The organism is Williamsia sp. D3 (assembly GCF_000506245.1).
Taxonomy (GTDB): Bacteria; Actinomycetota; Actinomycetes; order Mycobacteriales; family Mycobacteriaceae; genus Williamsia; species Williamsia muralis.
Genome location: NZ_AYTE01000012.1, coordinates 16117 through 36673, shown reverse-complemented (window position 1 = coordinate 36673; position 20557 = coordinate 16117). Strand labels below are relative to the sequence as shown.

The 20557-nt window shown below is 66.0% G+C and carries 16 protein-coding genes and 2 pseudogenes; 13 read left to right on the top strand and 5 right to left on the bottom strand.

Annotated elements, in window-relative coordinates:
* The first annotated feature begins 20 nt into the window (after positions 1-20).
* From W823_RS0128310 to ahcY, 3 genes are all read left to right on the top strand, one after another.
* Positions 21-200 (top strand): rubredoxin, encoded by a 180-nt coding sequence (locus W823_RS0128310; protein ID WP_030164608.1) that lies wholly within the window; start codon positions 21-23, stop codon positions 198-200.
* A 101-nt stretch (positions 201-301) separates the two neighbouring features.
* Positions 302-1000, top strand: a complete 699-nt coding sequence (locus tag W823_RS0128305) for a TetR/AcrR family transcriptional regulator (protein ID WP_031331667.1) — start codon at positions 302-304, stop codon at positions 998-1000.
* 40 nt (positions 1001-1040) lie between these two features.
* Positions 1041-2519 (top strand): adenosylhomocysteinase, encoded by a 1479-nt coding sequence (ahcY, locus tag W823_RS37160; RefSeq protein ID WP_023955902.1) that lies wholly within the window; start codon positions 1041-1043, stop codon positions 2517-2519.
* A 104-nt stretch (positions 2520-2623) separates the two neighbouring features.
* Here the strand turns inward: ahcY and W823_RS37155 are convergent, their stop codons facing one another.
* The 4 genes from W823_RS37155 to W823_RS37145 form a co-directional block, all read right to left on the bottom strand.
* Positions 2624-3109 (bottom strand): hypothetical protein, encoded by a 486-nt coding sequence (locus W823_RS37155; RefSeq protein WP_023955901.1) that lies wholly within the window; start codon positions 3107-3109, stop codon positions 2624-2626.
* Between the two features lie 357 nt (positions 3110-3466).
* Positions 3467-4327, bottom strand: a complete 861-nt coding sequence (locus W823_RS56375; RefSeq protein ID WP_023955900.1) for a flagellar basal body-associated protein FliL-like protein — start codon at positions 4325-4327, stop codon at positions 3467-3469.
* 187 nt (positions 4328-4514) lie between these two features.
* The gene (locus W823_RS37150; RefSeq protein WP_023955899.1) at positions 4515-5006 is read right to left on the bottom strand and encodes a hypothetical protein; all 492 of its coding nucleotides are present in this window, start codon (positions 5004-5006) and stop codon (positions 4515-4517) included.
* 187 nt (positions 5007-5193) lie between these two features.
* Complete coding sequence (locus tag W823_RS37145; RefSeq protein ID WP_031331663.1) at positions 5194-5829, bottom strand: dTMP kinase; 636 nt, start codon at positions 5827-5829, stop codon at positions 5194-5196.
* A 105-nt stretch (positions 5830-5934) separates the two neighbouring features.
* Here W823_RS37145 and mtrA point away from each other — a divergent pair, with 105 nt between their 5' ends.
* The 10 genes and pseudogenes from mtrA (at position 5935) to W823_RS37095 (ending at position 18897) form a co-directional block, all read left to right on the top strand.
* Complete coding sequence (gene mtrA / locus W823_RS37140; RefSeq protein WP_023955897.1) at positions 5935-6612, top strand: MtrAB system response regulator MtrA; 678 nt, start codon at positions 5935-5937, stop codon at positions 6610-6612.
* Positions 6609-8249 (top strand): MtrAB system histidine kinase MtrB, encoded by a 1641-nt coding sequence (gene mtrB / locus W823_RS37135; RefSeq protein ID WP_023955896.1) that lies wholly within the window; start codon positions 6609-6611, stop codon positions 8247-8249. Before mtrA ends, mtrB begins: the two co-directional genes overlap by 4 nt.
* A complete protein-coding gene (gene lpqB / locus W823_RS37130) occupies positions 8242-10008 on the top strand; it encodes an MtrAB system accessory lipoprotein LpqB (protein ID WP_023955895.1) in 1767 nt (588 codons plus the stop codon). Before mtrB ends, lpqB begins: the two co-directional genes overlap by 8 nt.
* Positions 10009-10102: 94 nt before the next feature.
* The gene (locus W823_RS37125) at positions 10103-10786 is read left to right on the top strand and encodes a ComF family protein (protein ID WP_031331661.1); all 684 of its coding nucleotides are present in this window, start codon (positions 10103-10105) and stop codon (positions 10784-10786) included.
* Between the two features lie 283 nt (positions 10787-11069).
* Positions 11070-11852: a ribosome hibernation-promoting factor, HPF/YfiA family gene (gene hpf, locus W823_RS37120; protein ID WP_023955893.1), complete on the top strand. Its 783-nt coding sequence runs from the start codon at positions 11070-11072 to the stop codon at positions 11850-11852.
* A 129-nt stretch (positions 11853-11981) separates the two neighbouring features.
* Positions 11982-14806, top strand: a pseudogene (gene secA / locus W823_RS37115) (preprotein translocase subunit SecA).
* A 408-nt stretch (positions 14807-15214) separates the two neighbouring features.
* Entirely contained in the window at positions 15215-15589 is a 375-nt protein-coding gene (locus tag W823_RS56370; RefSeq protein ID WP_161633982.1) for an Rv3235 family protein, read from the top strand.
* Between the two features lie 91 nt (positions 15590-15680).
* Complete coding sequence (locus W823_RS37105; RefSeq protein WP_023955889.1) at positions 15681-17120, top strand: wax ester/triacylglycerol synthase family O-acyltransferase; 1440 nt, start codon at positions 15681-15683, stop codon at positions 17118-17120.
* A 29-nt stretch (positions 17121-17149) separates the two neighbouring features.
* Entirely contained in the window at positions 17150-17671 is a 522-nt protein-coding gene (locus W823_RS37100; protein ID WP_023955888.1) for a hypothetical protein, read from the top strand.
* Positions 17672-17776: 105 nt separating this feature from the next.
* Positions 17777-18897 (top strand): annotated as a pseudogene (locus tag W823_RS37095) (ferredoxin reductase).
* Between the two features lie 106 nt (positions 18898-19003).
* On the opposite strand, the gene W823_RS37090 reads toward W823_RS37095, so the two are convergent.
* Positions 19004-20434 (bottom strand): DEAD/DEAH box helicase, encoded by a 1431-nt coding sequence (locus W823_RS37090; protein WP_023955887.1) that lies wholly within the window; start codon positions 20432-20434, stop codon positions 19004-19006.
* Between the last annotated feature and the right edge of the window lie 123 nt (positions 20435-20557).

Below are 20557 nucleotides of genomic sequence, written 5' to 3'. Positions count from 1 at the left end.
TCATCACCAAGGACATCACCATGAACTACAAGCTGTACGTCTGTATGCAATGCGGGTTCGAGTACGACGAGGAAAAGGGTTGGCCCGAAGACGGAATCGCGCCGGGAACCCGCTGGGACGACATCCCGGATGACTGGAGTTGCCCGGACTGCGGTGCCGCCAAGGCCGATTTCTACATGGAGGAAGTAACCCGGTCTTGACCGCCGATGCGGTGGTGCCGTTGCGGCCCGGTGTCGCGGTGCGCGCGGGCACGCGCACACGGGCCGACGGGCGCACTGCCGCCGACCGATATCCTGACCGCATGTCTGAACCCCATGTCGAGCCGGCGTCGGCACGCCACGCACCACGGGGCACAGCGTCAACGGACGTCGGTTCGGTCCCGGCCCCGCAGACCCCCTTCGCACAGGCGAGCAAGAAGCTGTTGCGGGACAGCCTGCTCGACGGGATGCGTGATCTCCTGCGTACCCGGGACTGGTCGGCTGTCACCATGGCCGATGTTGCGGCGGCCTCCGGGGTCAGCAGGCAGACCGTCTACAACGAGTTCCGTTCGCGACAGGGCCTTGCCTCGGCGTACGCGCTGCGGTTGGCCGACGAACTCGTGGACCTCGTGTCAGCCGCGATCCTGGCGCACGAAGGGGAGGCGAAAGTCGCCTTGGCCGAAGGGTTCTCGGACTTCTTCGCGACTGCGGCCGAGGACCCACTCATCCAGTCGTTGCTCACCGGGCAGGCGAAACCGGATTTGCTCCGGCTGATCACCACTGATGCGGGGCCGTTGATCACGCAGGCCAGCGCCAGGGTGGTGGTGTTGTTGCAGACGAGCTGGGTCCAGGCGGACGAGACAGCGGCGGTGAGGATCGCCCGTGCCATCGTCCGGATGGCGCTGAGCTATGTGTCGATGCCTCCCGAGGCCGACCGCGACGTCGCAGACGATCTGGCCGAGATCTTTGGGCCGGTGGTGGATGCCGCAGCCGGGGGCCGAGTCGGTTCATCCACCCGTTAGCCTGGTACCCATCATCCAAGTTGGACTTGAGGAGTGGTTAATGACATCGGTCCAGACCGGTTCGCTCACGGCGGACAACCGCAACGGTATCGACTTCAAGGTCGCCGACCTTTCGCTTGCAGAATACGGGCGTAAAGAGATCGGCCTGGCCGAACACGAGATGCCGGGCTTGATGGCACTCCGACGCGAATATGCAGATGTGTTGCCGCTCAAGGGAGCTCGGATCTCCGGGTCTCTCCACATGACCGTGCAGACCGCTGTGCTGATCGAAACCCTGGTGGCTCTCGGCGCCGAAGTGCGCTGGGCCTCCTGCAACATCTTCTCCACCCAGGACGAGGCCGCCGCGGCCATCGTCGTCGGACCTCACGGCACCGTGGACGAGCCCAAGGGCGTCCCCGTGTTCGCGTGGAAGGGCGAGAGCCTCGAGGAGTACTGGTGGGCTGCCGAGCAGATGCTCACCTGGCCCGGCGAACCGGCCAACATGATCCTCGACGATGGCGGCGACGCCACCATGCTGGTGCTGCGTGGCGCTCAGTTCGAGAAGGCCGGGACCGTGCCACCCACCGACGACGACACCGATTCGGCTGAATACAAGGTGTTCCTGGCGCTGCTGCGCGAGCGGTTCGAAACCGACAAGGGCAAGTGGTCGGCGATCGCGGAGTCGGTTCAGGGCGTCACCGAAGAGACCACCACCGGTGTGTTGCGGCTGTACCAGTTCGCCGCTGCCGGTGAGCTGACCTTCCCCGCCATCAACGTCAACGACTCGGTCACCAAGAGCAAGTTCGACAACAAGTACGGCACCCGCCACTCGTTGATCGACGGCATCAACCGCGGCACCGATGTCCTGATCGGCGGCAAGAAGGTGCTGATCTGCGGCTACGGCGACGTGGGCAAGGGCTGCGCCGAATCCCTCGCAGGCCAGGGGGCTCGCGTGCAAGTCACCGAGATCGACCCGATCAATGCCCTGCAGGCGTTGATGGACGGATACGACGTCGTCACGGTCGAGGATGCGATCGGCTCCGCCGACATCATCATCACCTCCACCGGCAATCTCGGCATCATCACCTTTGAGCACATGAGGCAGATGAAGCACCACGCCATCCTCGGCAACATCGGTCACTTCGACAACGAGATCGACATGGCCGGCCTGGAAGCGTCGAAGGACATGACCCGGATCAACATCAAGCCGCAGGTCGACCAGTGGATCTTCCCCGACGGCAAGGCAATCATCGTCCTGTCCGAGGGTCGTCTGCTCAACCTGGGTAATGCCACCGGCCATCCGTCGTTCGTGATGAGCAACAGCTTCTCGAACCAGGTCATCGCCCAGATCGAACTGTGGACCAAGAACGACGAGTACGACAACGAGGTTTACCGGCTCCCGAAGGCCCTCGATGAGAAGGTCGCGAAGATTCACGTCGAAGCGCTCGGCGGCAAGCTCACCAAGCTCACCAAAGAGCAGGCCGAGTACATCAATGTCGATGTCGAAGGGCCGTACAAGCCCGAGCACTACCGGTACTGATTTACATCTGAACAGGTAACGACCACCGAAATGGTGGGTCCAGGGGCATCACTCAGTGATCGCCTCGGGGCCCACCATTTTTGTTGTCGGGGCTGTGATGGCGGTCAGCCGGTGATGATCCCGCCGCCTTCTGGTTCGTCGGCGGTGGAACGCTCGGACAGGCTGGGGCAGAAGCGCCACTGCTCCTCTTCGTTGCGGAATGCCCAATGCACCTCGCCTGTCTCGGACTCGATCGTCATCACGCCGTCGATCTTGCCGACGATGCCGCTGACCGTGACGTCCTGGATGTCGATGCGGGCGGTGATCGACCCGTTGCGGTCGAAGAGTTGCTGATACCCGGCCACGGACTCGGTTCGTGAGTCCGCGGCGCAGGCCATGTCGTGCAGCCCGATCGCGTCCTGGTCGTTGATGAGCTGAACACGCTTTTCCGCAGCGGCCTGGACGGCATTTTCCTCGGCCGTACCGTCCAGTCGGCCGGTTGTGGTGACCGGGCCCTGGGTGGATGAGGACGGTGCTGCGAACGGGTCGCTGTCGTTGCCGCCGTTGAACGAGAGGACGGCGGCCAACGCCACGGCCAGCACGACCACCATGCCGATGACTCCGGCGACGATCAGTCCGGTGTGTGAACCTCGTGGAGGTGGGGGTGGAGGCGATCCCCATGGAGCCGGCTGGCCGAAAGGCTGGGCCGGCGGGGGAGACGGGTTCCATTGACCGGAAGGTGCGGACGCCGACTGCCCCCGCCCCGGTGCCTGCCATGGACCGTTCTGTCCTGGTCCGTTGCCGGCACCATGCCGGCCGCTCGGTGGGCCGGGCTGTTGTGAGCCGCCTTGACCGGGATGCTGCTGACCGTATGTGCCGGGCCGTCCGTAGGGCTCCGACGGACCTGGGTCACGCCAGGGCGACGAGCCCGGTGGTGGGTGGGTCAAGGAGTCCTTCCCGAGGACCGCTCAGATTTCTCGGGTCGAGCAGATCAGCCAGTCCCCGGAGCGGTTCTCCATGTCGAAGGTATAGCGATTGGTGTCGAGGTCGGATTGGTTGTCCGGGTCGACGAAGGTCAATGACACGGTTGCCTGCGCGCTGTCGCCGGTGACATCGATACCGGTGACCGAGTTCAGCTTCATTCCGACGGTGGCGGTGTCCTTGGCCTGGATGTCCTCGATCGTCGCCTCCTCGGCGCCACAGGTGACCGCGATCGCCGCGTCCCAGTCGCGCGCGGTGAACGCCGTCGTGTACTCGCGCACGGCCGTCTCGATCTGCTCCTCGGCGTCGGCGGTCGACGTCTGCGAACTGTCGGTGGTGTCCGACGATCCGGTGGTCTCCGAGGTCTTTGTCGAACTCGTCGGCGAGGCTTTCGGGTCGTCGTCGTCGCCGCCGAGAACCAGGAACAGCACAACCCCCAGGGCGATGACCACGGCCGCCGCGATCCCGATCCCGATGATCCAGGGCGTCTTCGACGGCTTCGGCCCGGAGGGCGGGCCGTATCCCGGGCCCCCGGGGCCGCCTCCCGGTGTCGGCGGGGTGGCGCCGTACGGCTGCTGGTAGCCGCCGTACTGGCCGGAGTTGTACTCACCCGGGCGGTACTCGCTTGTCGGTTCGTACTGCGGTTGTCCGCCGCCGCCGGGCGATGAGGGTTGTCCCCAGCCGGGCTGTTGTCCGGCCTGACCGCCCCAGGTGGGTTCGCCGGGCTGGCCCCAATTCGGCTGCTGCCCCGGTTGCCCGCCCCAGGTCGGTTCGCCCGGGCCGGAACCCCAACGAGGGTCGCCCTGGTTGTCGCCCGAGCCGTAGGGGCCTTGCGGTGGTTGCGTCATCGGGGCCTCCGGGCGAGTTCGGGAGCGGCTGGGGTGTCAGCTCGGTGTGTGGTGAATAGCGTTTGCGCAGCGGCGGTTTGCTGTGTTCGAACATTACTGGGGATACCGGCACCCACCAACAGGGGAGTCGACCACACGCCGGGTCGTTGCCGACATGTGATGGTAGTGAGAGGCGGTTTCCGTGAAATCAAAGATAATGGATGGGTGATTCACTATCACTTGGTTGGCACATCTTCCAGCCGGTTTGTTCGCGACTGAAGTGTGTGAGTTCGGCAGGTCGGGCGGAGATGGCCCCGTTCGTCGGCCCGGCGAACGCCAGCGTCACGTGTGCGGTTGCCATCTGGTTGTCGTCCGATCCGATGAACTGGATGTCGGCTATGCGGGTGACACGGATGAGCGCTCCTCGCTCAGGCGGCCCGAGGGCCTGGACGATCTGGTGGGCCACGACGCCCTGCTGATCGCAGTACGTGAGCGAGAGCGCGGCCGGGTCGCGGCGATTGAGTGCGTCGATCTGCCGGTGGACCAGTTCGCGGATCTGGCTCTCGTTGCCGGCCGCGGCCGGTCGCAGAGCAAGAGCGGACCACACCAGCACGATGTTGAGGACCAGGACAACCAGGGCGAGCAGGGCTGCGGTGCGGACGGGTACGTACTGAGTCGGGTGGGGCAGCGTCAGGCTCATGCGCTGACCTCCCTCCACCTGGATCGTCCCGCGCGGGTGCTCCTCGGGGACGACCTAGGTCTCTGGTCGAGAGGCTAGTGATGCGACGGTATGCGGCAGCGGACATAACGGCTGTCGTTGCAGTGTCTTGACCGAGTTGTGATCGCTGGTCGGCACTTGGCTATCGCGCAACCCGGGGAGGTCGTCGCTAGATGGCGATCAATCGGTCCGCGAGCTCGGGATCTGCCTCGGTGCCGAGGCGCGACCACGGCGACATCCAGCCCATCTCGGCGAGTGCGCGGTAGACGAGCCCGGTGCGTTCCTGGAGCTCGTGGTCGCGCTCGTAGTGGTCGCGGAGGCGTGACGCATCCAGTTCGGCGCGCGACTTGGCCCTGCCGATGGCGACATCGGTCGGAACGTCGAGCAGCAGATGATGATCGGGTACCGGTAGTCCGAACCTGCTGAACTCCAGAGTCGTCACCCACTGCACCACTTCGCCATCGGCATCCTGCCCCAAACGGGCTGCGCTGTAGGCGGCGTTCGACGCCACGTAGCGGTCGAGGATCACGGCGTCGTTGGCAGCCAACAACTTTCGCAGATGCTCCGCGGCGTCGCGGCGATCGAGGGCGAACAGGATCGCCATCGCGTGCACGCTCGAACGCAGATCGCCGTGCTCTCCGTGCAGTGCCTCGGCGGCGATGTCGGCGGTGACGGACTCGCTGTACCTCGGGAACGTCAACGTCTGCACCCGATAACCCTGTGTGGCCCAACGGTTGACGAGCCCGGTGACCAACGTGTGTTTGCCGGCGCCGTCGAGACCTTCCACCGCTATCAATACGCCCACTCCTGCAGGGTAGCCGCGTTCGGCGACCAAACGCCGCAGCCCGGTGGGATGGGCCGGTCGGCGCGTCAACCACAAATATGGGCCATTCGGTGACACGATGAGACGATGAAACCCAGGATTCTGGTTGTCGATGATGATGCGGCATTGGCGGAGATGCTCACCATCGTGCTGCGCGGAGAGGGTTTCGAGCCTTTTGTGGTCGGCGACGGCACTCAGGCGCTGACGGCGGTCCGCGAGATCCGGCCGGATCTGGTGCTGCTGGACCTGATGTTGCCTGGGATGAACGGGATCGACGTGTGCCGGGTGCTCCGGGCGGACTCGGGAGTCCCGATCGTGATGCTGACCGCCAAGTCGGACACCGTCGACGTGGTCCTCGGGCTCGAATCCGGCGCCGACGACTACATGATCAAGCCGTTCAAACCCAAGGAACTGGTCGCGCGGGTGCGTGCCCGCCTACGTCGTACGGAAGACGAACCCGCCGAATTGCTGTCGATCGGCCCGGTCGAGATCGACGTTCCCGCGCACAAGGTGACGCGTGAGGGCGTGCCCATCTCGCTGACCCCGCTGGAGTTCGATCTCCTGGTGGCGCTCGCTCGCAAACCCCGTCAGGTGTTCACCCGGGACGTGCTGCTCGAGCAGGTGTGGGGCTACCGGCACCCGGCCGACACTAGGCTGGTCAACGTGCACGTACAGCGCCTGCGGGCCAAGGTCGAACACGATCCGGAAAACCCAGAAGTGGTTCTCACGGTGAGGGGGGTCGGCTACAAGGCCGGACCACCGTGATCGGACGCCCTCGGCGCCGCATCAATGGTTCATTCGGGCCCTGGATGCGTCGGGTGGGCGCGGTCGGAAGGATCGTCGGACAGCTGTGGCGGCGTTCGCTGCAGCTGCGTGTTGTCGTGTCCACGCTCGCTCTGTCTTTTGTGGTCCTCCTCATCCTGGCGTTTGTCCTGACCAGTCAGATCACCGATCGGCTGCTCGACCTCAAGTTGCAGGCCGCCACCGAAGAACTCGACCGCACCCGGGTCGCCGTGGAACGCGACCTCTCCGGCGCCGATCCGAACACCTCACTGGTCAACCGGCTGCGTCAGACCCGATCGATCCTCACCGACCGCGATGTCGACTCGGGCGATTCATCGGGTGTGGTGGGTACCTTCGACACGGTGTTGCTCGCACCAGGCTCCGGACCCACCGAACCGACAGGCGTCGGGCCGGTGGGGGAGATCCCGGAGAACCTGCGCCAGATGGTGCAGGGCGGCCAGATCGCCTACCGATACTCGTCGGTGACGGGGTCGAGTGGGCACCAGAGTCCCGCGCTCATCATCGGCAGCCCCACGAACTCCGACATCCCCGGCCTCGAGCTGTACCTGGTCTTCCCGCTCACCAATGAGGAGAACACCGTCTCGCTGGTGCGGGGCACGATCTTCACCGGTGGAATCGTTCTGCTCGGGCTCCTCGCGGCCATCGCGATCCTGGTGTCGCGGCAGGTGGTGATCCCGGTCCGATCGGCGTCGAGGATCGCGGTGAGGTTTGCGGACGGACGCCTCAAAGAACGCATGCCGGTGCGCGGCGAGGACGACATGGCCAGGTTGGCGATGTCTTTCAACGACATGGCCGAGAGCCTGTCGAAGCAGATCACCCACCTCGAGGAGTTCGGCGGTCTGCAGCGTCAGTTCACCTCGGATGTCTCCCACGAACTGCGCACCCCGTTGACCACCGTGCGAATGGCCGCTGACGTGCTCTACGAGAGTCGCGAACAGCTCGAGCCGGTCCTCAAGCGATCGGTAGAACTCCTGGACAAAGAGCTCGATCGATTCGAGACGCTGCTCAGCGAATTGCTCGAGATCTCCCGCCACGACGCCGGTGTGGCGGAACTCGCCGCCGACAGGCTGAACATGTCGATCCCCATCGATGCCGCGGTGAGGACGGTGCAGCATCTTGCCGACGAGACGGACACCGAACTGATCCTCGATCTCCCCGACGAACCCGTGATCGCGGAGATCGACCCACGACGAGTGGAACGTATTCTGCGAAATCTGTTGGCCAACGCCATCGACCACGGTGAACAGCGGCCGGTGACGCTGACGATGCGCAGCGACGGCGATGCCGTCGCCGTGACGGTGCGAGACCAGGGGATCGGTCTGCGACCCGGTGAAGAGAAGTTGGTGTTCAACCGATTCTGGCGGTCTGACCCCTCGCGGTTCCGGAGGTCGGGTGGCACCGGCCTCGGATTGGCCATCAGCGTCGAAGATGCGCGACTGCACCAGGGCCGGCTCGAGGCCTGGGGAGAGCCGGGGCAGGGCGCCTGTTTCAGGCTCACGCTTCCGCTGGTCCGTGGACACAAGGTGCTCGGCAGTCCGCTGCCGCTCAAGCCGCCGTCGATGCGACGCAGCCGGGATTCGGGGCAGACCCATGTATGAGCGATCGAGGACCCTGCGGACCGGGATCGTACTGGCGGTGATCATCGCTGCGGCGGCCCTGCTGTCGTCGTGTGTGTCGATCCCGAACAACTCCAGTCCGCAGCCGCTGGGGTCGCTCGAACGGCATCAGCCCACCCGCAACGTCCCCACACCGCGCCCCGACATGGACCCCGAGGCCTTGGTCCGCGACTTCCTCAAGGCGTCGGTGCAGCCGGGATCGGGCCATCTCGCGGCACGTCAGTTCCTCACGCAGGAGGCGTCGAACTCCTGGGACGACCAGGGCGGGGCACTGCTGCTCGACGAGATCAACGTGCTCAGTGACAACCGCACCGACGACACCATCACGGTGCGGGTGAACGGCGAGAACACGGGTGAACTACAGCCGAGCGGCCAACTGATCCCGAGCTCGGGACGGATCGAGACCCGGTTGTCGCTTCGCAAGGTGGACGGGCAGTGGCGCATCGACGGTCCGCTCCCGGTCGGGGTGGTGATGGACCGCGAACAGTTCGAGTCGTCGTACCGGCCGCACGTGCTCTACTACCCGAGCACCGACGACCAGCACCTGGTGGCCGATCCCCGGTGGATGTACTCCGGCGGCGATCAGCTCGCCGACCAGCTCATCGGTCTGTTGATCGCCGGACCGGTCGACGACCTACGAGGCGCCGTCACCAACGAATTCCCGGCCCGGTCGTCGCTGCACGGCTCGATCGAGTCGCTGCCGACGGGCGGGATCCGACTCGATCTCGCCGGGCTCAACGGTGTGGGCGACGCCGAACGTAATCGGCTTGCGGCACAGATCATCTGGACGCTCAGCGAGTCCGACATCACCGGGCCGTACGTGATCGACGCCGACGGCGCACCGCTCGACGAACGACACTCCGGCGGATGGCAGGCCAGCGATGTGGAGTCGCTCGATCCCAGCCCGGCACCGGACTCACCGATGGGACTGCACATCATCCGCGGCGGATCGTTGTCGCTGGTGGCCGACAATGCGGTCACACCGGTGCCCGGGGCGCTCGGGTCGACGCGCAGTCTGTTGTCAGCCGACATCTCGGCCAACGGCAGGCGGGTGGCGGTGGTGTCGCAGAATACTGCGCCGGGTCCGGCGCCCCGCCTGGCGCTCGCGGTCGGGGACTACGGCGCCGCCGTCACCCCGGTGCTCGAGGGCGAGATGATCACCCGGCCGTCGTTCGCCGGCGACGACCAGACGATGTGGGCAGTTGTCGACGAAACCCGGGTCACGCAGGTGACCCAGGGTGCCGGTGGTGGACAGATCACCGAGACGGAGGTCGACTCGTCGGCCATCAGGGCGGTGGCCCAGGGGCCGATCACCGAACTGCAGGTGTCGCAGGACGGTGCCAGGGCCGCGATGATCGTGAACGGTCAGGTGGTACTCGCCGTCATCGAGGACCGGGCCGACGGCAGGCCGGTGCTCACGAACGCGCAGGGCGCCGCGGCGCTCAACATCTCGGGTGCGGTGTCGCTCGACTGGTTGAGCAGCGAGATGCTCGTGATCGCGAGGAATGCTTCCGACGGACCGGTGGTGCAGTTGCGGATCGACGGCACGCCACCCGGGGCGCTGCCGAGCGGCAACCTCAGTCCGCCGGTGACCGCGGTGGTGGCCGGCCAATCGACCATCTATGCCGCGGACAGTCGCGGAGTGCTCAGGCTCGGGAGCACCAACGATGAACCCGACCAGTACTGGAGTGAGGTCACCCCGACGATGGGGTCGGGCGCAATCCCCGTCCTACCTCACTGAGTCTTGCTGTGGACAACCACCGGGCTGTGGACAGCCACTGCCGACACAGTGGCGCGGCCGTTGTGAGAGTGGCTGTCGCCGCGATGATGGCGGCATGGTCAGACGTGTGGTCGATGCCCTCGCCGACCTGGTGGTGCCGCGACTGTGTGGCGGCTGTGGACGACCCGGCCTGAACTGGTGTGCGCAGTGCGCACTCCTTCTCGCCGACGCACCCACGGCTGTGCAGACCCGTGTGCCACTCCCGGTGGCGGTCTATGCCGTTGGTCCCTACACCGGGCCGCGCCGCCGGGCGATCCTCGAACTCAAGGAACACGGCCGCGTCGATCTCGCCGCGCCGCTGGGACGGGCGCTCGCCGACGCACTCCGGATCCTCGATGGTTGGTCGGAGTTGCCGATGGCCACGAGCCTGGTCCTCATCCCGGCTCCGACGAGGAAGCTCTCGGCACGGCGGCGCGGTGGCGATCCCGTGACCGCGGTCTGTCGGTCCGCCGCGGCGCACCTGGGGTCGGCGGTGGTGGTCCTCCCGGTCCTGACGACGTCACCGTGGGCCCGGGATTCGGCCGGACTGTCGGCGTCTGCCCGCAGCGCGAACCTGGCCGGCGCGATAGGCATCGGCGGGCGTGGCCGCCGGGAGGTCGCGACCGCGAGGGCCGGCGACACCGCTGTCGTCTTGGTAGATGACGTGGTGACCACCGGAGCGACGGCCGCCGAATCGATCAGGGTTCTTGATCGAGCAGGAATCGGTGTACACCTGGTGCTCGTGATCGCAGCGGTGTGACGGGGTTTTCCGTGCGTTCATCCGTTGTCGCCGAACATGTTTCGTGGCGCAGTGGTAGGGGTCTTGAAGTCGGGCGGCGCGCCATCGGAGGTGAACACCTGTTGACGAAACTGTGGCGAACACCTGCCGGGCGGACTAACGTCAGGGGTGCGATCTGATTGCCAGACCCAAGGCCACCGACGGTGGCGACGGGGGGAGGTGATGCCGAACATTCAGACCGGTACCAGGTCGCTTGCGGCCGCGGTACCGGAAGTCCTGTTCACCGATCCAGGAGGTATCGCAAGTGACGACAAGTGTCGGCAGGAATGCCGTTTCCGAATCCAGCGTCGACAAGCAGGCGAGTGTCGACCCCGAAGCCGCAGGTGCCCCCGAATCCGCCGCGCACGACCCGTTTGATCCCGGCATATACATACGAACCGAATCCTCTGACGCGCCGTCGCGACCTGATGCCGAAGTCCAGGTCAGTGGCCGCAACGTCGAGATCCCCGACCACTTCCGCATCCATGTGATGGACAAACTCTCCCGGGTGGAACGTTTCGATCCCACGATTTTCCGCTTCGACGTGGAACTGCACCACGAACGCAACCGCCGTCAGTCGAAGATCTGTCAACGACTCGAGATCACCGCACGCGGCAAGGGCCCCGTGGTTCGAGGCGAGGCCTGCGCCGACAACTTCTACGCCGCCCTGGACGCGGCACTCACCAAGCTGCAATCCCGTCTGCGTCGCACCAAGGACCGGCGCAAGGTCCACCACGGTCTGCGCACCCCGATCTCCGTTGCCGAAGCGACCGCCGCCGCTGATCCGCTCCTGAACGGCAATGCGGCCGCACCGGCCGGCGAGGTCGAAGACGACCGATGGGCCGACCACAGTCCCGAGGCCGCGGGCCCCGGTCAGATCGTCCGGATCAAGGAACACGACGCGGTTCCGATGACCGTGGACGACGCGCTCTACGAGATGGAACTGGTCGGTCACGACTTCTTTTTGTTCCATGACAAGGAAACCGACAAACCCACGGTTGTGTACCGGCGCCATGCGTTCGATTACGGATTGATCCGTCTGTCCTGACCATCGAGAGGCACCTGATCCGCCTCGCGTGACCGCGATGGCGCTGACCGTGGCTACCATGGAATCCGACCTGCTCCGAATCTGCAGGTCGGATTTCGTGTGTAGTCAATTGGATCGAGGATAAAACCAGTGCTCAACAAGCTGCTGCGCGTCGGCGAAGGCCGGATGGTCAAACGCCTGGATGCCATCGCTTCGCATGTGGAGACGCTCGACAACGAGACCGAGGCGCTGACCGACGAGCAGCTGCGGGCCAAGACCGACGAGTTCAAGGAGCGCTACGCCGGTGGCGAGGCGCTCGACGATCTCTTGCCGGAGGCGTTCGCGGTCGCCCGGGAGGCCGCCTGGCGGGTGCTCTCGCAGAAACACTTCCACGTTCAGATCATGGGCGGCGCTGCCCTTCATTTCGGCAACATCGCCGAGATGAAGACCGGTGAGGGCAAGACCCTCACCTGTGTGTTGCCCGCCTATCTCAATGCGTTGGCCGGCGACGGCGTGCACGTGGTGACCGTCAACGACTACCTCGCCAAACGTGACTCCGAGTGGATGGGCCGTGTGCACCGCTTCCTCGGGCTCGAGACGGCCGTCATCCTGACCGGGATGACGTCTGATCAGCGCCGCGAGGCCTACAACGCCGACATCACCTACGGAACCAACAACGAATTCGGTTTCGACTATCTCCGCGACAACATGGCGCACTCGCTGAACGACCTGGTGCAGCGCGGGCATCCGTTTGCCATCGTCGACGAGGTCGACTCGATCCTCATCGACGAGGCCAGGACGCCGCTGATCATCTCCGGTCCCGCCGACTCGTCGAGCAAGTGGTACGCCGAGTTCGCACGCATCGCGCCGCTGCTCAAGAAGGACGTGCACTACGAGGTCGACATCCGTAAGCGCACCATCGGTGTGCACGAGGAGGGTGTCGAGTTCGTCGAGGACCAGCTGGGCATCGACAACCTGTACGAGGCAGCCAACTCGCCGCTGGTGAGCTACTTGAACAACGCGCTCAAGGTCAAGGAACTCTTCGAGCGTGACAAGGACTACATCGTCCGCAACGGCGAGGTCCTGATCGTCGACGAGTTCACCGGCCGCGTGCTCGAGGGTCGGCGTTTCAACGAAGGTCTGCACCAGGCGATCGAGGCCAAAGAGCGGGTGGAGATCAAGGCCGAGAACCAGACCCTGGCCACGATCACGCTGCAGAACTATTTCCGCATGTACGACAAGTTGTCGGGCATGACGGGTACGGCGCAGACCGAGGCCGCCGAGCTCGACCAGATCTACAAACTCGGTGTGCTGCCCATCCCGACGAACAAGCCGATGGTGCGCGTGGATCAGACGGATCTGATCTACAAGACCGAGGAGGCCAAGTTCGATGCGGTGGTCGACGACATCCTTGAGCGTCACCAGAAGGGCCAGCCGGTTCTGATCGGTACCACCAGTGTCGAGCGGTCCGAGTACCTCGCCCGGCAGCTCAAAAAGCGCGGCGTTCCGCACAACGTGCTCAACGCCAAGTTCCACGAGCAGGAAGCCAGATCATCGCCGAGGCCGGCCGCAGCGGTGCGGTCACGGTGGCCACCAACATGGCCGGCCGTGGCACCGACGTCGTGCTCGGCGGCAACCCCGACATCCTGGCCGACATCCGCCTGCGCAAGGCGGGGCTGGATCCGGTGGACACTCCCGAGGAGTACGAGGCCGCGTGGGACGAGATGATCGAGCTCGTCAAGAGCGAGGTCGCCGACGACGCGGAGAAGGTCCGGCAAGCCGGCGGGCTCTACGTACTGGGTACCGAGCGGCACGAATCCCGCCGTATCGACGACCAGCTCCGTGGTCGTTCGGGCCGCCAGGGCGATCCCGGCGAATCCCGTTTCTACCTGTCGCTCGGTGACGAGCTGATGCGCCGATTCAACGGCGCAGCCCTCGAGGCGATCATGAACCGGGTCAACCTCCCGGACGACGTGCCCATCGAGGCCAAGATGGTCACCAAGGCCATCCGCAGCGCACAGACCCAGGTCGAGCAGCAGAACTTCGAGGTGCGTAAGAACGTCCTCAAGTACGACGAGGTGATGAACCAGCAGCGCAAGGTGATCTATGCCGAGCGTCGCACCATCCTCGAGGGCGAAGACCACCGCGAGCAGGTCCAGCGCATGATCGACGACGTCGTCGGCGCCTACGTCGATGCCGCCACGGCCGAGGGGTACGTCGAGGACTGGGACTTCGAGCAGCTCTGGACCGCCATCAAGACGCTGTACCCGATCGAGATCGACTACAAGGAACTGGTCGAGGAGAACGAGTTCGGCGAGCGCAAGGAGATCAGCGCGCAGGAACTTCGCGACATGCTGATCGCCGACGCGCATGCTGCGTACGAGAAGCGTGAGAAGGAGATCGAGTCGATCGCCGGCGAGAACGCGATGCGCCAGCTCGAGCGGACCATCCTGCTCAGTGTCCTCGACCGCAAGTGGCGTGACCACCTCTACGAGATGGACTATCTGCGCGAAGGTATCCACCTGCGCTCGATGGCGCAGCGTGATCCCGTAGTCGAGTACCAGCGCGAGGGTTACGACATGTTCACCGGCATGCTCGAAGGCCTCAAAGAGGAGTCGATCGGCTTCCTGTTCAACGTGGCTGTCGAGGCGACACCTGCGCAACCGGCTGCCGCGGTTGCACCAGCTGCTCCCGCCGCGCCTGCTGCCCCCACCGCGCCGGCCCCCTTGCCGACCGAACAGCCGGCCCCGGCGCGTAAGCCTGCTCCGGCAGCCCTGCGCGCCAAGGGGATCGACGACTCTGACGATGCCGCACTGACGTACAGCGGTCCGTCGGAGACCGGTGGCACCGCAGTCCGCCAGACCGGTTCGTCGAACGGACAGGCGTCCGGCACGCGCAAGGAGCGGCGCGCTGCCGCACGCGCAGGCACCAAGACAGGTGGGCCCAAGCCGGCCAAATCGCGCAAGAAGCGGTGACACAAACGGCGATCTGAGGTCGCCGTCAGCATCACCTCTCGGGACAAAGGAACCCGGATACCGCAGGGCACGTCGTACTGCTGGTATCCGGGTTCCCCGGTTTACCGGGCCGGCCACCAGTGCCGGTCATGTGCCGATGGGTCCGGGGGGACCATGACAACAACAACGCTCGGGACGGCCACGGAGCTCGCCCCGACCTCAGAGTCGAGCTCACCCGCACACGAGGGTCCGTTCGCATGTTCCCGGCCGACAGGGGAGTCCCATTCGTCCGCCGCGGAGGTCGTGGATCGCGCACTTCTGCGGGTGACCGCTGCACCTCGATACGAACCGGAACCGGTGGATCCAAGTAAGCCGCGGGTGATCACACTCGGCCGGCCGGCGCCGCTCCGTCGATCTCCGGTACCCGTGGTGCCCGACGGTGTGGACCTCGAGATCCGGCAATTCGCCATCGGGGCAATCAAACTCGTGCTCGAGGTGATGAATCGTCGCCGTCCCGTGACGCAGTTGTCGGCAGTGGCAATTCCGCATATCGCCGACCAGTTCCGCACGCTGCTGTCCTCGGGAACCGACCGGGGTGGCCCGCCTGCGGCGTTGCTGCGCCTGCATACGCAGAGCATCCGGCCGGACGTCGCCGAGATCACCGTCGTCTACGGACGGGGCGACAGAGTGTTCGCGATGGGCGCTCGTGTGGAGCGCCGCCGGGTGGTGATGCGCGCAGCCGAACCGGGGGGAGCACGCCGCCGAACGCAGCGCTGTCTCCTGACCGCTGTGACCGTCGGATGATCGGCAACCATGCGCTCGCCTGCCGCGACGCCGCAACGCCGGCGTGGCGGACAGGTGGGCCCGTTCGGCCACCGACGGCTAGCATCGAACTGTGAATCGGCTGTCGCCCCAGGACTCGATGTACTACTACCTCGATGAGCGCGGCACCACCACGCAGGTCGGATCGCTTCTGATCCTGGAACGTCGACCTGGGGGACTGGACTACGCGAGTCTGCTGACGACGGTCGAGTGCCGTCTGCAACTGGTACCCCGATATCGGCAGAAGATCCGCGAGGTGACGCTGGGGTTGGCGCGGCCGGTATGGGTCGACGACCGCGACTTCGACATCACCTATCACGTGCGGCGATCGGCACTGCCGAGCCCCGGTGCCGACGACCAGCTGCACGATCTCGTGGCGCGCCTGATGTCGCGACCGCTCGAGCGCAGTAGGCCGCTCTGGGAGATGTACCTCGTGGAGGGCCTCGCAGACGACCGGGTGGCCATCCTCACCAAGACCCACCGGGCGCTGGTCGACGGGCACGAAGCGCTCGAGATCAATCAGGTCATCGTCGACGACACCCGCGAACCCGCCCAGATGCCCGAAGACCTCTGGCTTCCCGACCGGGAGCCGAGCAACAGCGAGCTGGTGGTCGGGGCGATCACCGACGTCATCACCCGGCCCTGGGAGATGGTCGACCAGGTGCGAGCCGCCACCAACCAGGTGACCTGGTTGGGCCAGGCCGTCACGGCGACGGCCCGCAGGGTGGAGACGGTGATGAAGATGGCGGCCAGCACCGCGCCCGCGAGTCCACTCAACGGCGCGACGGCGCCCACCCGTCGTTTCACGGTCGCCTCGTTCGCGGTCGAGGACTGCGTCGACATCGCCGAGCGGTACAGCTGCCAACCCAACGACGTGATCCTCGCTGCCATCGCGGGGGCCATCCGGCGGTGGCTGCTCTCCCGCGAGCAAGCGGTCGACCAGGTCGAGACGATCCGCGCGATGGTCCCTCTCTCGGCGTACCCGGTCGACAACGACGCGGCGGAGTCCGACGCCGACATCGAGGCCCGTGGCATGGCCACGTCGGCCGAATGGATGGCAGGCGGTCTACACGGGTTTGTCACCGATCTCCCTGTGGGAGAAGCCAATCCGGCTGTGCGCCTCTCGCAGGTCGCGCAGCTGGCCGAACGGCACTCGCAGTCGGGCCGGCGGGGATCGGTGGGCGTGGAACCCTGGATACCCGAGATCGGGCCGGCGACCTTCCATGCGATGAGCGCGCGCGCGACAGCCTCGCTGTCGCGTCGGTCGTTCAATCTGCCCATCACGATCGCCCGGGGTCCGAGGGCGGCGCAGTATCTTGGTGGCAACGAGATCCTCGCGATCTATCCGGTTCCCGTCCTGGTGCGCAACCGCGCGCTGGCCGTCGGCCTGACCTCGTACAACGGCCGGATCTACTTCGGCCTCAATGCCGATCGCGGTGTGATGTGGGACCTGGGCGCGATGGCGGAGTACCTCACCGACTCGTTCGACGAATTGCTTTCCGGCGCGCGCTGAGCCCGTGCCGGTCCCTCGAGAAAGGTCACATGAGAATCTATCTGCCCGCCACACTGTCGATGCTGTTCGAGCTCAACCAGTCCGGTGAGTTCCGGCCGGTCGGCGGTACGGCCTTCGCGCTGACCCCGGCGCTCCGAGAGGCGTACCACGACGGTGACGACGAGGAACTCGCCGAAGCGGCCATCCGTGAAGCGGCCAGGGCGTCGCTGCGGTTGCTGGCGGCGGAGGACGACGATCGGTCCGACGAGGACGGACAGGCCCAGCTACCTTCCCGGCGTGTGGTGATCGCGGCGGACGTCGACGAGGTGAAGCTGCGGCCCGACCTCGACGTCGCGGTGGTCAAGGTCCCCCCGGTGGTGGACCGCTCGGCGATCGCGTCGGTTCTCATCGACGGTGGTGATGCCGAGGACAAGGTGGTCCGAGCTGTCGGGCTGGTGGACTCGGCCGACCTCGGCGACGAGGACTCCGAGCTGGCGATCGGCGACGTCGAGGATTTCGACCTGGGTTGGTATGCAACGCAAGAGCTTCCGTTCCTGCTGGAGCTGCTCTAGGCGCGCCGGCGCCGACCTCCCTGTGCGCCCGTTCGACGCGTAACCTACGGTTGCGTAAGTTTGCGCCCGAGAATTGACGGCGGCAGTTGAATGGAGGCACTTCAGATGGGTTGGCGAGAACGTTTCGAGGCACCGGTGCGGGGCATCGCCAGCAGCAACCGGGCGGCTAACACCGTGCGGGCGGTGGCGGCAAGGATCACCACCCGTTGTTGCCGGACGACTATCTGCACCTCGCGAATCCGCTGTGGTCGGCGCGTGAGCTGCGCGGCAAGATCGTGGAGGTCCGGCCGGAGACGCCGGACTCGGCCACCATCGTCATCAAACCGGGGTGGGGTTTTTCGTTCAATTACCTTCCGGGCCAGTACATGGGGATCGGGGTGCTCGTCGAGGGGCGCTGGACCTGGCGTTCGTATTCTCTGACGTCGGTGCCGCAGACCTCGGGAGGTGCCCGTAGCCGGGTGGTCACCATCACCGTCAAGGCGATGGCCGAGGGTTTCCTCTCCGGGCACCTGGTTCGGGGCCTGGCACCGGGCACCGTGGTCCGGCTCGCGCCGCCTCAGGGTGAGTTCGTCCTTCCCGCCGACCTGCCCGAGAAGCTGCTGTTCGTGACCGCCGGTAGCGGCATCACCCCGATCATGTCGATGCTGCGCACGATGGAGTCGCGCCACCAGCACACCGATGTGCGACTGATCCATTCGGTGCCCACGGCGGATGACCTGATGTTCGGCGCGGAACTCGAAGCGATGCAGGCGGGCGGGCTGCTCGACGCCCACATCCAGTTCACCCGCAGCGAGGGCAAGGTGGACATCGAGCGTCTCGACGCTCTGTGTCCGGATTGGGCGTCTCGCCAGACCTGGGCCTGTGGCCCGGCCGCACTACTGGATTCGCTGACCCACAAGTGGACCCAGGCGGGGCTGCGGGACCACCTGCACATCGAGCGGTTCGCGTTGGAGCGTGGCGAGGTCGGTGCCGAGGGCGGCACGGTGACCTTTTCTCGTACCGGCAAGACGGCGACCGTGGACGGTGCCACCACACTGATGACGGCCGGCGAGGATGCCGGCGTGCAGATGCCGTTCGGCTGCCGGATGGGTATCTGCCAGAGCTGTGTGGTGATGCTCGAGAAGGGCTGCGTACGAGACCTGCGCAGTGGCGCCGAACACGTAGAGGGCGAACGAGTTCAGACCTGCGTCAGCGTCGCGGCAGGGGATTGCACTCTCGAGGTCTGACCCGTAGAACGCACCGACCCCCGATGATGTGCTGTTCTGGCGGAACTCACCTGGAGGTTTGTTCGCCAGAAGGGCACATCATCGGGGGTCGGGACGTGTAGAGGCTCTAGCGTGCGGAGCCGGTCCGGCTGGAGGTGCTGCTTCGGCGGCTGCCACCCTGGCCGGTGTGGCCGCGGGTACGGCCGTTCTCGGCGCGGCCACCTTCGGATCGTGCGCTTTGTCCACGGCCACGACCCTCATACGGCGCGGAGCCGTTGGCGGTGGGGCGTGGACGACGCGAGCCGGCCGAGCGGCTGCCCGGCGCCTTGGCGGTCCGGTTCGGGACGTTGCTCACGGCAGGCGGCGCAACCAGGTCGGCTGGTTCGCCGACCAGTGTCTTGAGCTGCTCGGAGTCGGCGGTCACCCGGATCGGGGTGGCCTTGATCGCGGCCTTGCGCAGCAGTTGCGACATGTCGCGACGCTGTTCGGGAAGGGTCAGGGTCACCACGTCGCCGGCACTGCCGGCGCGGGCGGTGCGGCCCGAACGGTGGAGGTATGCCTTGTGCTCGGTGGGCGGATCCACGTGCACAACCAATTCGACGTCGTCCACGTGCACGCCACGTGCCGCGACGTCGGTGGCGACGAGCACACGGGCCTTTCCGCTGGAGAAGGCGAGCAGGTTGCGATCGCGGGCGCCCTGCGACAGGTTGCCGTGAAGGTCGACGCTGGGGATGCCGGCGTCGGTCAGCTGCTTGGCGAGCTTGCGGGCCTGATGCTTGGTGCGCATGAACAGGATCCGGCGACCACGTCCTGAGGCGAGTGCGAAGACGACGCCCTTCTTGGAGTCCTGTCCGGAGACCTCGAAGATGTGGTGGGTCATCGCGGAGACGTGCGAGGTGGCCTCGTCGACCGAGTGCATGACCGGCTGGTTCAGGAAACGCTTGACCAGTTTGTCGACACCGTTGTCGAGCGTGGCCGAGAACAGCAGACGCTGTCCGCCTTCGGGCGTCGCGGTCAAGATGCGGGTGACGCCGGGGAGGAAGCCCAGGTCGGCCATGTGATCGGCCTCGTCGAGGATGGAGATCTCGACGCGGTCCAGACGCACCAGACGCTGGCGCATGAGGTCTTCGAGGCGGCCCGGGCAGGCCACGACGATGTCGACACCGGCGCGCAGAGCGGAGGCCTGACGGCCCTGGGGCACGCCACCGAAAATGGTGGTCACGGTCAGTCCGAGAGCTGCGGCCATGGGCTGCACCACTGCGGTGATCTGCGTGGCGAGCTCACGGGTGGGGGCGAGGATCAGACCACGCGGTCGGCCGGCACCGGCCGAGGTGCCCTCGGCGAGCCGGGCCACCAGCGGAATGGCGAAAGCGAGGGTCTTGCCACTACCGGTCTTTCCGCGACCGAGTACATCGCGACCGGCGAGACTGTCGGGCAGCGTGTCGGCCTGGATGGGGAACGGGGCGGTGATGCCGCCGGCGGTGAGCACCTTGACCAGGCGCGGGGGAACGCCGAGGTCGGCGAAAGTGGTTGAGGCAGGACTGGATACAGAAGTCATCAAAAAATCACGTTTTCCGTGTTACGCGGTGCTCCGAGCTCGATTCACCGCTGGTTGGCGCGACTGCCGCTGATCAGGGCCGAATACCTCGGCCACCATTCGGTGGGCAGTAACGATCGCCGT

Bases quoted from the DNA above. Each gene is read 5' to 3' on its own strand.
- W823_RS37125 (WP_031331661.1), top strand. From the start codon at position 10,103: ATGGTCAGACGTGTGGTCGATGCCCTCGCCGACCTGGTGGTGCCGCGA.
- W823_RS56375 (WP_023955900.1), bottom strand. From the start codon at position 4,327: ATGACGCAACCACCGCAAGGCCCCTACGGCTCGGGCGACAACCAGGGC.
- W823_RS37090 (WP_023955887.1), bottom strand. From the start codon at position 20,434: ATGACTTCTGTATCCAGTCCTGCCTCAACCACTTTCGCCGACCTCGGC.
- mtrA (WP_023955897.1), top strand. From the start codon at position 5,935: ATGAAACCCAGGATTCTGGTTGTCGATGATGATGCGGCATTGGCGGAG.
- W823_RS37100 (WP_023955888.1), top strand. From the start codon at position 17,150: ATGAGAATCTATCTGCCCGCCACACTGTCGATGCTGTTCGAGCTCAAC.
- W823_RS0128310 (WP_030164608.1), top strand. From the start codon at position 21: ATGAACTACAAGCTGTACGTCTGTATGCAATGCGGGTTCGAGTACGAC.
- W823_RS37155 (WP_023955901.1), bottom strand. From the start codon at position 3,109: ATGGTGGTCGTGCTGGCCGTGGCGTTGGCCGCCGTCCTCTCGTTCAAC.
- W823_RS37150 (WP_023955899.1), bottom strand. From the start codon at position 5,006: ATGAGCCTGACGCTGCCCCACCCGACTCAGTACGTACCCGTCCGCACC.
- ahcY (WP_023955902.1), top strand. From the start codon at position 1,041: ATGACATCGGTCCAGACCGGTTCGCTCACGGCGGACAACCGCAACGGT.
- lpqB (WP_023955895.1), top strand. From the start codon at position 8,242: ATGTATGAGCGATCGAGGACCCTGCGGACCGGGATCGTACTGGCGGTG.
- W823_RS0128305 (WP_031331667.1), top strand. From the start codon at position 302: ATGTCTGAACCCCATGTCGAGCCGGCGTCGGCACGCCACGCACCACGG.